We start from the raw sequence: 14,315 nt of genomic DNA, 5'->3' as shown, positions 1-14,315 counted from the left end.
GTGCCGAATGCGAAGTTCCTCTAACTTTGCAGCTGGCTCCTTAGGAACTTCGCATTCTTAAAGCACACTAGAAATCATAAAATTGCCAGTGTCCTTATCGAATTCGAAGTTCGTTCTGGGGTGCGGCAAATGGTGCGAACTTCGAATTCGGGACACTGGTCATCGCCCGATCGGCGGCACGGCAGTGCGCGACGATATCGGTGGCGAGCTTCGGCATCAGTTCGGCGGGGAAATCATGACCCATGCCGGGAATGAGCTCAAGCCGCGAGCCCGCGATATGATCAGCGGTATCGATCCCCGCTTCGACCGGCACCAGCGGATCGTCGGAGCCGTGCACCACCAGTGTCGGGGCCTTGATGGTCTTGAGCATGTCGACCCGGCTGCCGTTGGCGATGATGGCGGCGAACTGGCGGACCGTGCCGGCGGGATAATAAGAGCGCGCGATCGAGGCCTCGACCTTCTGGCGCAGCACATCCGGCGGCGTCGGATAACCGGGGCTGCCGATGGTGCGGAACATCTTCATGCCAAAGCGAACCAGCTGCTCGCGATCGTCCGGCTTCGGCCGCCGTCCGAACATCACGGCGTTTACCTTCGGCTTGGAGCGCGGCAATTTCGGATCGCCGCTCGACGACATGATCGAGGTCAGGCTCAGCGTGCGCTCGGGATAACGCGCGGCAACGATCTGGGCGATCATGCCGCCCATCGATGCGCCGACGATATGCGCCTTGTCGATGTCGAGCGCATCAAGCAGACCGACCGCATCCCCCGCCATGTCTTCAAGCGTGTAAGGCGCCTTGATCTTGCGACCGATGAGAGCGTTGAACAGAAGAGCGGCCAGCCGGATCTTCGGCGCGTCCTCGATCTTGGTCGAGAGGCCGATGTCGCGGTTATCAAAACGGATGACGCGGAAGCCGGCGGAGGCCAGCTGATTACAGAAGCTTTCCGGCCACGCGATCATCTGGGTGCCGAGCCCCATGATCAGCAGGATCGCAGGCCCGGACTTGGGGCCGCGCTCGTCATAAGCCAGTTCGAGTTCGTTGACTGAAGCGAATGCCATCGTTTGTGTCACAATCCGGTCCCGCCGGTTCCCACCAGAACCGGGACCTGTTCTCTGTTGCCGTTGTGGTCGCGTGCCCCCGCGACACCTGCCGCCACGCCGCTCAAAGCGCAGGTTGTCAAAAACCTGTCACAAAGGTCGACTGTGCCAGAGAACATTGTGTGACACCAGCACTAGAATAGGGAGATTTATGACAGCTGCGTCAATGTGACAGCGCGTCAAGCTGTTGCATCAGGCCGTTTTGTCGTCACGCAGTGGTCGCGAGCCCACCATCGACCGGGATCACTGCACCGCAGACAAAGGCGCTGGCGCGCGATGCGAGGTAAAGCGCGATGCCAGCCATGTCGTCAGGCTCGCCCATCCGCTTCAGCGGCGTGCCCGCCAGCGTCTCGCGATTGCCCTCATCGCTGATGCCGGCGGTCATCTTCGAGGGGAAGTAGCCGGGCGCAATACCGTTGACCGCGATGTGCTTGGGCGCGAGGAATTTCGCCATGATCCGCGTCAGGTGATTCACGCCGGCCTTGGAGGCGGCGTAGGAATACGTCTCCAGATGCGAGGTGCGGATGCCTTCGATCGAGCCGATGTTGATCACGCGTGCATAGAACTCCGGCAAGCCCGCGGCTTCCAGCAGCTGTAGCAAGCGCTGGGTCAGGAAAAACACGGACTTGACGTTGAGGTCCATCACCTTGTCCCAACCGGCTTCGGGAAATTCGGCAAAGCTCGCGCCCCAACTGGCGCCGGCGTTGTTGACCAGAATGTCGAGACGCTTTTCGCGCTTCTCCAGTTCCGACGCCAAGCGCTCGATCTCCTCCATCTTCGACAGATCCGCCGGAATCGAGAAACACTCGCCATGGGCCGACAGCTCCTTGGCCAGCGCATCACAGGCATCCGCCTTGCGCGCGGTGATGTAAACCTTGGCGCCATTCTCGACATAGGCGCGCGCGATCATCTCGCCGAGGCCGCGGCTGCCGCCGGTGACCAGCGCGATCTTGCCGCGCACCGAAAACAGATCGTCGATCTTCATGGCTCTTTCCTCCACGTCAGTCTGCAGGCTGCTTCAGCAGCGTTTCGATATCGGAGACCAGCGCCTGTGGCGCGGTGGTCGGCGCGTGGCGCGCAACCACCGCGCCGTGCCGGTCGACCAGGAATTTGGTGAAATTCCATTTGACCGCCGTCGAGCCCATCAATCCCGGCCGCGCTTTTTTCAGATGCTCGTAGAGCGGATGGGCCTGCGCGCCATTGACATCGATCTTGGCGAACATCGGAAACGTCACGTGGTATTTGGTCGTGCAGAAACCGGCGATCTCATCCGCCGAACCCGGCTCCTGCTGGCCGAACTGGTTGCACGGAAACCCGAGCACCGAAAATCCCTGTTCTGCGTGCGCCCGGTGCAGCGCCTCGAGGCCCTCATATTGCGGTGTGAATCCGCATTTGCTGGCGGTGTTGACGATCAGCAGCACCTGCCCCTGGAATTTCGCCAGCGGCAATTCCTCGCCGGTCAGCGCGTTGGCGGTGAATTCATAGACACTCGGCATGGTGACTCCGTTAAGCGATGGGGGCGCCAGCCTGATCGTTATTTTCGGGGAAGGCAAGCGAGGGGAAAATTTCCTGATTGAGGCAAAAGACCTCCTCTCTCTCCGTCATTGCCGGGCTCGACCCGGCAATCCAGCTTTCTTCACTGCGTCAAGAAAGCTGGATGCGCGGGTCAAGCCCGCGCATGACGCGGAGTATGAAGGCCACGCCGCGGGGACTAACGACTACAGCCCCGCCAGATCCTTCGCGCCCTGCGCGTTCTGCGCGCTGTCCATTCGCGAATTCATCACGGTGAACAATTTGGCCACGGTGTTGTGGCGGATGGCGACCGGGTTGCGTTCGTAACCGCCGCGCTGGAAGAAGTTCGAGGTCGGCACCTGTTCGCGCAGGCTCGCCGGCATGGTCACCATGTCGAGGCCGGTGCCGTCGCCGGTGAGATTCATCATCTCGAGCTCGGCCGCGGTCAACGGTCGCGTGGTGCCCTTGTTGCGGGCGAAGATTACCGATGTCATCAGCTTGTGGGTCTGCAGCAATGGGCCGACATCGATGTCCAGCACCATGGCGTGCACACCTAGCCCCTGCTCGGTCTTGGCGAGTTTTTCATGCTCGTTCCACTCGTCGGGAACAGTCTTGCAGAACGCCACCATACGTTTGAGCACGGCGAGCTTGTGGTCCATCGCCTTGCGCGGCGGCCCGGACAAGGCGTGGGCGCGCTCAGTCAGCACCTTGATGAAATGATCGCCGCGCTCGGCCAAGAGCTCGACGCTGTTGGTGGTGAGCAGCTGGTTGTAGCCAATCGCGGTCGAGATCGCCCGCGAACCGGGACGGCCCGAGGCGAAGCCGGACTGCAGGTCGTAATTGCCGTTGCCGCCGGTCTCGAACGCATAGACACGAACGATCTGCTCACGCGTCAACCCTTCGGCCAAAGCGGTGCGCACATAGGCGCGCTTGAACTCGATTTCGGCTGCGGGGCGTTGCGGCGCGAACTGGAAGTGTTGTGCTGCGGCCTTGAGAAAATCCGACACCACCGGAATGTATTTCGGCGGCCGCGTCCCCTTGTCGGGCTCAGGTTCCGGTTCCGGATTCACCGGCCGTTTCGGCCCGGTGTAGACCGGCGGCTGGGCCAGCACGTAATCGTCGGCCGCGATCTCCAAACGATCCCTGCGTTTGGCGTTGCGGGTGCGGCGTTTTTCGGTGATCGCGGTCCAATAGGCCGACGCGTCCACCTCGAATTCGGCGCGCGCGGCCTTGTATTCCTCGAGCCTACGCTTGTATTCGGCCATCGCCGGCGAGGTGAATAGCTGCGCCAGTTGCAGGTGTGCGGGAGCGGTTTCGGATGCTGGGGACGCTGCGGGCACGATGCAGATGCACGCGGCAAGTCCCGCAAACAGCATCCTCAATGTGGTTTGATTCGACATGCCGCGAGCATAGCGGATTTCCCTAACCGGCCCTTACCGGTTTCACGGGACAAAACGGCGCGGTGCGCCAATCGTCGCGCAGCGCATCCCCACTCGGTTCATCTTCATGACGTTCATTACGGGAACGAGACGAACTCCACCCAATTCGGGCTCTTGCCGACCTTGTAGGATTTCAGTTTGGTCAGTGCGCCGGTCTTCTGATCGATCTCATACACGGTGACGCCGTCGGACTTCTCGCCGGTGGCGGCGAGGAAGTGGCCGGTGGGATCGATGGCGAAGCCGCGGGGCTGGGTTTCGGTGGGAACGCTGCCGACCGCGGTGAGCGTGCCGTCCTTCGGATCCACCTTGAACGCCTTCAGCGTGCTCGATGTGCGTTCGCTGGTGTAGAGGAACTGGCCATTGCGGGTGATATGAATGTCCGCCGCCCAGGGCTTGTCCTTGAAGCCATCGGGCAGCGAACTCACGGTCTGCTTCTCGCGCAAGCCGCCGGTCTTGCCGTCGAAGTCGAACACCCGAACCGATCCATCCAGTTCATGGATCAGATAGAGATACTTTCTGTTCGGATGAAAGATGAAGTGACGCGGGCCAGATTTGTCGGCGACCTTGATCGACGGCGGATCGTTGGGCGTCAGTTTGCCGGTCGCCCCATCGAAGCGAAAATCCAGCACCGTGTCAGAACCGAGATTGGTCGCAATCGCGTGTTGATTGGACGGATCGACCAGGATCGCGTGCGCATTCGGTCCGGTCGGCACCACCTGGGCCGGCACCTTGACCACGCCGTCGGTCCCGATCGGATTCACCGCCACCTTGTTGCCGCCATAGGAGGCGCTGAGCAGGAATTTGCCGGTGCGGTCGGTGGAGATGTAGGCCATGCTGTCCGCCAACGGACCGTTGCCCACATGCTTCAGTTTGCCGGTCTTGCCGTCGATCGCAAACGTCACTGCCGTGAACGGATCGGAGCGCACGCCCGCGAACAGATAGCGATGATCGGGGCTCACCGCCATCGGCGTCGACGGTCCCGGCTTCTCGATGCCCGGGAACGCGGCCTTCTCGATCAAGGTCAGTTCGCCCTTTTTGGGCTCGATGGAAAACACATAAATCTCGTTGCTGCCGGCATTGCCGACATAGGCGTATGTTTTTGCGAACGCCGGCTCGCTGGTGACCGCCGCAACCATCAAAACAACTGGCAGAACAACCGACCGCCCTCCTGAAAACGCCATGACATGCTCCCCGCACCGTGTTTGGACCGCAACTTGTTGGCCATTGCGGGGCGGTATCATGCACGGCCGGGGCCGCTTGTCGAGAAGTCATCGTATAAGCTTACAAGTTTTAGTAGTCCTTTATTTTGACGCGTTTTCTTCACGCGAACCGGTACCCACTTCGCTCGAAAACGCTATGTACAAAAAAGGCCGGCGGGAGCGCCGGCCTTCGATCCAGTTGCCGCGAAAACCGCGGCCGCGAGGGGTCAGCCCGCCTTCACCGCCAGATGGCGGAACATGTGGCCGCGGGCTTCCTCGTCCATCTCGGCCTTGAAGGTGTGCTTGTCCTTGAGGCCGATGGCGCGCGCGGCCGCCGGTCGGGCGTTGATCTCGTCGACCAGCCGCTTCAGGTTCGGGAACTTGGCCCACTGCTCCTCGCCCAGCACGAACGGCACCATGCGCGCCCAGCCCCACACGTCCATGTCCACGATGGTGTAGGTATCGCCGACCATGTATTTCCGGCCGGCCAGCCGCTCGTTCAGCACGCCGAAATGCCGCTGCGCTTCGAAGATGTAGCGGTTGATGGCGTACGCGACTTTCTCCGGCGCGAAATGGCGGAAGTGCACCGCCTGCCCGGAATAGGGGCCAACTCCGGTGGCCGCGAACATCAGCCAGGACAGGAATTCACCGCGCAGCGACGGCGAACTCGGCAGGAACATTCCGGTCTTCTCGGCGAGATACAAAAGGATGGCGTTGCTGTCGAACACCACCGCACCGCCGTCGTCGATCGCCGGGACCTTGGCGTTCGGATTCACTTTCAGGAAATCCGGCTGGAATTGCTCGCCCTTGCGGGTGTCGACGGCAATTGCCTCATAGGGCAGCCCGGCCTCCTCCAGAAACAGCGCGACCTTGGTCGGGTTCGGCGAGCCGTTGAAATAGAATTTGAGCATCGTTGGCCTCTTGTTGTTTGGCTTGTCTTGTCGGCTTGGCGGGACGCGACAGTCTTTACGTATTGGCGGCGCGGATTGTTACCTCACGGACCCGTTCCGACAACAGCTTTCCCGGGGCGTGATGAAATTTTGGTCGATCGGCCCTGCTGTTCAGCCCTGTCGGCGCAGGAAAGCGGTGATCGAGACTTTTTCCCAGATGCCGGCGGCGAAGAACGGATCGGCGTGGTTGAATGTCTCTACCTCGGCACGGCTGGGCGCCTCCACCAGAAACATGCTGCCGATCATGGTCGCGCCATCGTCAGCGACAAGCGGGCCGGACATCACAATGCTCACGCCATGGGGCGTGGTGTCGGCAAGAAACGTCTTGTGGGCGTCATAGTTCGCCTGCCGCACCGGCAGGGCGCCGGGACGGTCGAGGGCATGGATCACAAACAGCATGGTCGGCTCCGCATTCGAAAACGCAGAGCCTTATCACGTCATTGCCGGATGCCGCAAAGCGGCAAGCTCCGAAATCGTCAGCGCACTTTCAGGGAAAGCTCCGTCCCGCCCTTGATCGGCAGCGTGAGGGAGAGAAAGCCGTTTTTGGGATCGCGGATGAAGTCGAGAAAGTCCGGCTCGGCATTGTCGTTGAGGACGTAACCGCCGACGCGCAATTGCGGCGCCACGATCTCGATCACCTCGCGCGCCAGCGAGGGTCCTTCGGCGCCGGGCCAGCCGTCGATCAGGGCGAAGTCGACGTCACCGCCGAGATCGCGCAGGCTCTGCCGCGCATCGCCGGGGCGGATGTCGGCATAATCGCCGAGACCGGCCTCATCGAGATTGTGTTTGGCGACCTCGATTTTGGCGGGCACCAGTTCCGATCCGATGACCAGGCCGCCACCATTGTCACGCATGGCCGCTGCGAAATAGAGCGTGGACATGCCGACCGATGTCGCGAAGTCGACCACACGCCGCGCGCGCAGGCCGCGGCAAAGCAGATAGATCAGGTCGCCCTGTTCCGGGAGGATGGAAAAGCCGTAGTCGGCGAACACGGCGGGATCGAACCGGCCGCCACTGCGGCGTGGCCCGCCGGAATCCGGGCGGCGGCGGTTGGCGTGCAGTCGCTCGATGACGGCGCGCACGCGCGGATCATGGAGTGGACCGGGGGAGAGATCTGAAGGTGTGAAGTCATGAGGGGGCATCTTGGATTCCTGACTGTTACTCAGCGATCGCCGCCGCCATCAGCCTGAATATCGGCGATCGCGGTGTTGAGGATGGCCCGCACGCGTTCAGCTTCCTCGTCGGTCCAGGCGCGGGGATGCAGCGCGATGGCGGTCTTCAGGGTCTGGAACACCTGGAAGATCGATTCCGGCGGACGCATGCCCATGGTTCGCGCCATGATGCGCATCCGGCTCAACAGCCCTTCGATGGCCGGCTGCTCCTGCTCCAGCGCCTTGCGTCCCTCGTCGGTGATCTTGAACAGTTTCTTGGCGCCATCCGACGTGGTGCCTTCGATCTGGCCCATGTCTTCCAGCAGGCTGAGGATCGGATAGACCGAACCCGGACTCGGCGAATAAGCACCGCCGACCAACTGCTCGACCGCCTTGATCAGTTCATAGCCATGGCGCGGCTTCTCGCCGATCAGCCACAGCAGCAGCATCCGCAAGTCACCGGGGCCGAAGAAGCGGCCACCGCCGCCGCGGCCAAAACCATCGCGTCCGCCGCGACCGCCGTCGTCAAAAAAGCCATGACGATGCCGGCCGCCACGATGGCCGTGGCCGCGCTCGCTCAGGCTGATGTCGTCGGCCTCGTCGCGAAATCCGCGCCGGCGTCCGTGACGAAACTCCCGGCCAAGAAACTCCCGGTCGCCAAATTCTTCGCGCGCTTCGGAGCGCCCGCGGCCGAAGCCCCAATGATGATGTGATCTCATTCGATAGTATCTCCGTTTCGTACAAACAATATATCGTTTAATTCTATCGTTTGTCAAGGCGATGCGATCGAAGACCGACGCCGGGGCGCCGCCGGTTGAAATTAAGGCCCTGATAAACTGAGATATTTTCTTCGCAATGGACGAGCCGCGGGCCGGCTATTTCCGCTCTTGCCTCGCCTCGCCTGCCCCTTCCGGCAACGCCAGGAGATCGTCGACGAAACGCCGCGTCAGCCTGACGAGGTCGGCAAATTCCTCGTCGCTCCAGCTTGTCAGGATCGGCCGCATCATTCGCACCCGCGCGGCGTCCAGCGCGTCCGTCAACACGCGGCCCCTGGCGGTCCGCGGGGAGACCTCATCGACAGCGATGGACATCTTCGTGAGGGTTACGGCGTCCGGCCCGGCGACTGGATCCTGGTGCGACCTGACGGCTATGTCGGCGCGATCGTTGCCCCCGACAAGCTCGCAATGCTGGAGAGTTATCTCCAGAGCGTCGGCCTGCATCGCAAGGTCAGCGGACATGCCCTGGTGTCTTCTTGAGTGACACCGACGGTAAACGGGATGTCGATCGCACCCTTCTCCGGCAGGGAAACACTACGACAGTCTGCCGCCATGACGGCCAACAGATTCGTGGAGCGGATTGCTTTGCCTGGGTTTAGCCGCTGACGTGGTGCGGATGACGCTGCTCAGGTCAAGCGAGCGCCAGACCGATCAATAGCCGGCCGCCATCAAGCCCAGACGCGGATAGAGCTGATCGATCTCGGCGACCTCAGCCCGCAGCTGTTCGATGATCCAGTCGCGGATCTCGATGGCAATGGGACGGATGGGCCGGCTGCGCGGATGGACCAGCTCACATATCCGCCGTGTGGTGGTCAGCGTCTCGGCCGCCGGCACCAGCGCGCCCGTCAACAACCAGTGCGAGCCGACGGTGAGCCAGCCGAGCGCGATTCCCTGGCTGAGCAGCGCCGCCTGCACGACGACGGCATAATCCGAAAAATTCAGCGTCTTGGCGGGGCCGCGCCGTCGCGTCAGAAAGTCTGGATATTGCGCAGCCCAGTCGCCGGGCGTGTCGGCCAGCTGGATGATCGTGTTGCCTTCGATCGGCGTATCGGCTTCCGCATCGCGATAACCGGGACTGCAGACCGGCAGCATGACCTCCTTCATCACCAGCGCGCCGTTCGAACCGGAATCGTCGCGATCGCGGAAGCGCATGCCGAAGTCCACATTCTCAACCGGGCCGCGCAATGAGCCTGAGATCAACTGGAAGCGCAGGTCGATGCTCGGAAACTGACGCTGCAGCTTGTCGATGCGCGGCATTAGCCAATGGGTGGTGAACGCCGTGGACAGCGAGAGCGTGACGGTCTCGGTGCCCTTGCGGCGGCGCTCGATCTCGACAAGACCGCTTTCGATGCTGCGAAATCCGTCAAGCACACTCCGATAGAGCAGTTCGCCGTCCTCGGTCAGGGTGGCGCGGCCGGCAGCGCGGTCGAACAGGCGAACGCCGAGATGGTCTTCGAGACGCCCCAGCATGCGGCTGACCGCCGGCTGGGTAACGTTCAGTTCGGCCGCCGCAGCAGTAAAGCTGCCGTTGCGCGCTGCGGCGTCGAAGACGAACAGCGCATTGCTGGAAGACAACATCCGACGAAGTTCAGGCATAACCTGAGATTATGAGACGGGTGACAATTTGGCAATTGCCCGTGATGGCAAACTCTGCTCCCATCACCATATGAGCGCACGCCGGGAAGCGTCAGCACTCTAACAGCGCCGCTTTGAGCAGCCTCGCGGATTGTCCAGACTATAAAGCAAGATTATGCCAATTCCCGCGGTTCAAGCGGGGAGCGCCGGGGACGTGCGTCCGCCTCCGGGACCGTCGGCCGAGGCGCAGCAGGAGGTTGAGCATTGGACAGCGGTGGCGAGGGCGTCGATATCAGGTCCGCAAGCAAGAGCTACGGCGCGGTCCGCGCGCTCGACGATGTCACGCTTCGTATCGAACCCCGCGAATTCGTCTCCCTGCTGGGACCATCCGGCTCCGGCAAGACCACGCTGCTCGGCCTGCTCGGCGGCTTCATCCAGCCCTCGTCCGGCTCGATCCATTTCGGCGGCCGGGACGTCACGCAGGTGCCACCGCACAAGCGCGACATCGGCGTCGTATTCCAGAACTACGCGCTGTTTCCGCACATGAGCGTCGGCGAGAATGTCGCTTTCCCGCTGCGCGCACGACGACTGCCCAGGGCGAGCTGGCCGGAGAAGGTGCGCGCGGCGCTGACGATGGTCGACCTCTCGGGCTACGAGGAACGCGGCATCGCCCAGCTCTCCGGTGGCCAGCGCCAGCGTGTCGCGCTGGCACGGGCGATGATCTTCGAACCGCGCCTGATTCTGATGGACGAGCCGCTGTCGGCGCTCGACAAGCAGTTGCGGGAATCGATGCAGATCGAACTGCGTGGCCTGCACCGTCGGATCGGCGCGACCATCATCTATGTCACCCATGACCAGCGCGAGGCGCTAACCATGAGCGACCGCGTCGCCGTGCTGAAGGGCGGGCGCCTGGTCCAGGTCGACCGGCCGGCGCAGTTGCATGATCATCCGGCGGATTCCTTTGTCGCCAGCTTCATCGGCGAGGCGAGTCTGCTGCCGGTCCGCCGCCTCGATTGCAGCAGCGTGGCGCTGGGCCCGACCGTGCTGCGCAGCGCACGGGCGATTCCGGACAGCGATGCGCTGATCCTGGCGGTGCATAGCGAAAAGCTGCTGATCGACGACGGCGACGGCGACGGCGTACGTAATCGCCTCACCGGGCAAGTCACCGACGTCGTCTATCAGGGCGAGAGCTTGCGCATTTTTCTCACCCTGCCCGACGGCACCGCGCTGAGCCTGCGCCAGCCCAGTCATCACGAGGCCTGCCGCCGCATTCCATCCGTCGGCGGCAACTTGACCGTCACGCTCCATCCCGAAGACATCATCGTCGTGCCGGAGGCACGGATTTGACGCCGGGAGACCACGACCTGCCACGTTCCAACAAGAGAGATGCAACGCATATGTCCTTCAGCAACTTCAAGGTCCTCACCTTCGACGTCGTCGGCACCCTGATCGATTTCGAAACCGGCGTGCTCGACAGCGTTCGCAAGATTTCCGGACGAGGCGCGGCCGAACTCAGCGACGACCAGATCTTCGAGTCCTACAAGCGCGGCCGCGAGGCACATCCCGAACGATCGAGCGAGGTGATGTTCCACGTTTATCGCCTCCTGGCCAACGAACTCGACTTGCCGGCCGAAGATTCGGCGTGCGACGCCTTCCAGCTCGCGGTGCTGCGCTGGAAGCCCTTCGTCGACTCGGTCGACGCACTGAAACGCCTCCGCACCAAATTCCGGCTGGTGGCGATGACCAATGCGGATCGCGTGGCGCTGTCGTGCTACGCCCACGCTCTGGGCGACCCCTTCGACGACACGGTGTGCGCCGACGAGACCGGCGTCGCCAAGCCGAATCCCGAATTCTTCGCCTATACCAAGGGGCGGCAGTCCGCGTTCGGCTACAAGCAGTCCGACATCCTGCATGTGGCGCAGAGCCAGTATCATGACATCGGGATCGCCCGTCAGCTCGGCTACAAGGTGTGCTGGATCGAGCGTCGCCAGGGCATGGCAGGCTTCGGCGGCTCACCGGAAGTGAAGCTGACCAAGCCGGACTTCCACTTCGCCACCATGAAGGCCTTCGCCGACGCAGCGCTCGGCCACTGAGCGGGTGCGGCCGTGGCAGAGCGCTGGACCCCGAAGATCTGGAGCCCGAAGATCTGGAGCCCCAAGGCATCGGCCGCCTCGCTCTGGGAGAGCACCGCGCGGCCATTGCGGGCCTTTCCGTCGCTGTCCGGCGAGATCCAGGCCGACGTCGCTATCATCGGCGCGGGATATACCGGGCTCTCCGCCGCGCATCACATCGCCAAGAGCGGGCTAATGCCGGTTGTCATCGAAGCCAACCATCCGGGCTGGGGCGCGAGCGGCCGCAACGGCGGCGTCCTCACCGCCAAGTTCCGGCAATCCTTTCGCAGCATCGATACCGCCCATGGCGGCGCCATGGCGAAGCGTATGTACGAGATCGCCCACGACTCCGTCGAGATGGTGGAGGAACTGGTGTCCGAGTTCGGCATTGCCGGTGCACTGCTGACGCGGAGTGGCCAGGTCAAGGCGGCGCACAATCGCGCGACGCTGCAAGCCGCGGTCGAGGAAGCTGGCTGGATGGCTCGCGAAATGGGCGACACCGATGTTCGCATCCTCGATGCCCATCAAGTACGCGACGAAACCGGCTCGAGCCTCTTCGTCGGCGGCGTGCTGAACCCCGGTTCCGGCGGCATCCATCCGCTGAACTACCTGCGTGGCGTCGCCGAAGGTGTGGCGCAGCGCGGCGTCCCCATCTTCCAGGACAGCCCGGTGCTCCAGTTGCGGCGCGACACCGGCGTCGTGATCGCCGAGACGCCCCACGGCGCGGTGCGGGCGCGGCAGGCGGTCATCGCCACCAACAGCTATTCGGACCTGACGCCGGCCACACGCCATATGCAGCGAACACTGGTGCCATTCCGCAGCGCCATCATCGCGACGGAAAAATTGTCGCCCAATCTCGCCCGCTGTTTGATGCCGAGCGGCCGCACCTACACCGAGACCAAGCGGATGATGCGCTGGTTCCGGATGGTCGACGACCGCGTGGTATTCGGCGGCCGCGGCGCGTTCGGCAAACAGGATTCGACGGCGGCATTCGAGGCGCTACGCAAGGCGATGATCGGCATTTTTCCAGAACTCACCGATGTGCCGCTGGCCTTCACATGGTCCGGCCTTGTCGGCATGACACTGGATTCCATGCCGCATATCGGCCGGCTCGACGACCGGACACTGTTTTCGATGGGCTACAATGGCGCCGGCGTGGCGATGTCCAGCCTGATGGGGCGCTATCTGGCCGATTTCGTGCGCGGCGAAAGCCCCAATGTCGGCCTGCTCGATGCCAGCCGGCTCAAAACCATTCCGTTTTATCCGCTGCGTGAACCGGCCATCCGCATGGTGGCCGGCTGGTACCAGTTTCTGGATGCGATCGGGAGATAGATCCGCGGGCCCGATTCCAACAACAGGGGAATAGACCATGACAACGGCAATTCGTTCGGTTGCATCTCGTTCGCGTTTTTCCCGACATGCGCTGAGTGTTTCGTTTGGCCTTCTGGCCGGACTGTCCAGCCTGCCGGCACGGGCCGCAGACCAGATCACCTTCGTCTCGCAGGGCGGCGCCTACCAGAAGGCGCAGACGGTCGCGATCCTCGATCCGGCCGCCAGGAAACTCGGCATCACAATCAATCAGGACAGCATTCCCGACGCCTGGCCGGTGATAAAGTCGCAGGTGGCCAGCGGCACGCCGACCTGGGACGTGGTCGATGTTCCGACCAGCTATTGCCTGCGAGGCGGCGAGCAAGGTCTGATCGAGAAGCTCGACGTCTCGAAAATCCCGAACGCCGCCGCCATGCCGGAGGCATATCGCAGCCCCTACTCCATCGCCTATGAATTCTATTCCAGCGTGCTCGCCTACAGCCTGAAGAAATATTCGAGCGGTGCTGCGCCGAACAGCTGGGCCGATTTCTGGGACGTGAAGAAATTTCCGGGCCGCCGCGCGCTGCGCAACCATCCACTGGCGACGCTGGAGGCGGCGCTGATGGCCGACGGGGTGGCGTCCGACCAGCTCTATCCGCTCGATGTCGACCGCGCGTTCAAAAAGCTCGAGGAGATCAAGCCCGCGATCACCGTGTGGTGGACGTCGGGCGCACAATCGGCGCAATTGCTGAACGACGGCGAGGTGGACATGGTGATGGCCTGGAACGGCCGCGTCAGCGCGCTCGCGAGCGAGGGTGCCAAGGTCGCCTATACCTACAATCAGGGCGTGCTGCAGAGCACTTCACTCTGTATCCTGAAGAACGCGCCCAATCGCGAGACCGCGGTCCAATTCCTCAACGAGGCGGTCGACCCCCTGCTGCAGGCCAACTTGCCGCTGCATATCGACTATGGCCCGGCCAATCCAAAGGCGTTCGACGCCGGCGTGATCAAGGCGGACCGGGCGGTTCAACTGCCAAGCGGGCCGGAGAACACCCGCAAGCAGGCGCTGATGTCCTATGCCTGGTGGGCGTCGCCGGCGGGGGAAGCGGCCGAGAAGCGCTGGGTCGCCTTCATGCAGAAATGAGCGCGCCGATCGACATGGGACAACGGCATTGAGCACATCCGACCAGGATATCTC

15 protein-coding genes are annotated in these 14,315 nt (G+C 62.8%); 4 read left to right on the top strand and 11 right to left on the bottom strand.

Annotated elements, in window-relative coordinates:
• Nucleotides 1-94 precede the first annotated feature (94 nt).
• From RS897_RS18105 to RS897_RS18055, 11 genes are all read right to left on the bottom strand, one after another.
• Entirely contained in the window at nucleotides 95-1,057 is a 963-nt protein-coding gene (locus RS897_RS18105; protein WP_315837880.1) for an alpha/beta fold hydrolase, read from the bottom strand.
• A gap of 247 nt (nucleotides 1,058-1,304) precedes the next feature.
• Nucleotides 1,305-2,081, bottom strand: a complete 777-nt coding sequence (locus RS897_RS18100) for an SDR family oxidoreductase (RefSeq protein WP_315837879.1) — start codon at nucleotides 2,079-2,081, stop codon at nucleotides 1,305-1,307.
• 16 nt (nucleotides 2,082-2,097) lie between these two features.
• Entirely contained in the window at nucleotides 2,098-2,592 is a 495-nt protein-coding gene (locus RS897_RS18095) for a glutathione peroxidase (protein ID WP_315837878.1), read from the bottom strand.
• Nucleotides 2,593-2,814: 222 nt separating this feature from the next.
• Nucleotides 2,815-4,008, bottom strand: a complete 1,194-nt coding sequence (locus RS897_RS18090) for a hypothetical protein (RefSeq protein WP_315837877.1) — start codon at nucleotides 4,006-4,008, stop codon at nucleotides 2,815-2,817.
• A gap of 116 nt (nucleotides 4,009-4,124) precedes the next feature.
• Complete coding sequence (locus RS897_RS18085) at nucleotides 4,125-5,228, bottom strand: lactonase family protein (RefSeq protein ID WP_407654509.1); 1,104 nt, start codon at nucleotides 5,226-5,228, stop codon at nucleotides 4,125-4,127.
• A gap of 245 nt (nucleotides 5,229-5,473) precedes the next feature.
• Nucleotides 5,474-6,157 carry a glutathione S-transferase family protein gene (locus tag RS897_RS18080; protein WP_315837876.1) on the bottom strand — a complete coding sequence of 228 codons (684 nt, stop codon included), beginning with the start codon at nucleotides 6,155-6,157 and terminating at the stop codon, nucleotides 5,474-5,476.
• A gap of 150 nt (nucleotides 6,158-6,307) precedes the next feature.
• Entirely contained in the window at nucleotides 6,308-6,595 is a 288-nt protein-coding gene (locus tag RS897_RS18075) for a YciI family protein (RefSeq protein ID WP_315837875.1), read from the bottom strand.
• Between the two features lie 77 nt (nucleotides 6,596-6,672).
• On the bottom strand, nucleotides 6,673-7,338 hold the full coding sequence (locus RS897_RS18070; protein WP_315837874.1) for an O-methyltransferase: 666 nt from the start codon (nucleotides 7,336-7,338) through the stop codon (nucleotides 6,673-6,675).
• Nucleotides 7,339-7,358: 20 nt separating this feature from the next.
• Nucleotides 7,359-8,066 (bottom strand): PadR family transcriptional regulator, encoded by a 708-nt coding sequence (locus tag RS897_RS18065; RefSeq protein ID WP_315837873.1) that lies wholly within the window; start codon nucleotides 8,064-8,066, stop codon nucleotides 7,359-7,361.
• 156 nt (nucleotides 8,067-8,222) lie between these two features.
• Entirely contained in the window at nucleotides 8,223-8,585 is a 363-nt protein-coding gene (locus RS897_RS18060; RefSeq protein ID WP_315837872.1) for a hypothetical protein, read from the bottom strand.
• A gap of 189 nt (nucleotides 8,586-8,774) precedes the next feature.
• On the bottom strand, nucleotides 8,775-9,719 hold the full coding sequence (locus RS897_RS18055) for a LysR family transcriptional regulator (RefSeq protein ID WP_315837871.1): 945 nt from the start codon (nucleotides 9,717-9,719) through the stop codon (nucleotides 8,775-8,777).
• Nucleotides 9,720-9,962: 243 nt separating this feature from the next.
• Here RS897_RS18055 and RS897_RS18050 point away from each other — a divergent pair, with 243 nt between their 5' ends.
• The 4 genes from RS897_RS18050 to RS897_RS18035 are packed head-to-tail and all read left to right on the top strand — an operon-like array spanning nucleotide 9,963 to nucleotide 14,261.
• The gene (locus tag RS897_RS18050) at nucleotides 9,963-11,045 is read left to right on the top strand and encodes an ABC transporter ATP-binding protein (RefSeq protein ID WP_315837870.1); all 1,083 of its coding nucleotides are present in this window, start codon (nucleotides 9,963-9,965) and stop codon (nucleotides 11,043-11,045) included.
• A 50-nt stretch (nucleotides 11,046-11,095) separates the two neighbouring features.
• Entirely contained in the window at nucleotides 11,096-11,791 is a 696-nt protein-coding gene (locus RS897_RS18045; protein ID WP_315837869.1) for an HAD family hydrolase, read from the top strand.
• Nucleotides 11,792-11,803: 12 nt separating this feature from the next.
• Complete coding sequence (locus tag RS897_RS18040) at nucleotides 11,804-13,141, top strand: NAD(P)/FAD-dependent oxidoreductase (RefSeq protein WP_407654508.1); 1,338 nt, start codon at nucleotides 11,804-11,806, stop codon at nucleotides 13,139-13,141.
• Nucleotides 13,142-13,178: 37 nt separating this feature from the next.
• A complete protein-coding gene (locus RS897_RS18035; protein ID WP_315837868.1) occupies nucleotides 13,179-14,261 on the top strand; it encodes an ABC transporter substrate-binding protein in 1,083 nt (360 codons plus the stop codon).
• Nucleotides 14,262-14,315 lie beyond the last annotated feature (54 nt).

This window comes from Bradyrhizobium prioriisuperbiae (genome assembly GCF_032397745.1).
GTDB classification, from domain to species: domain Bacteria; phylum Pseudomonadota; class Alphaproteobacteria; order Rhizobiales; family Xanthobacteraceae; genus Bradyrhizobium_A; species Bradyrhizobium_A prioriisuperbiae.
This window is presented reverse-complemented; position numbering and strand designations above follow the sequence as displayed.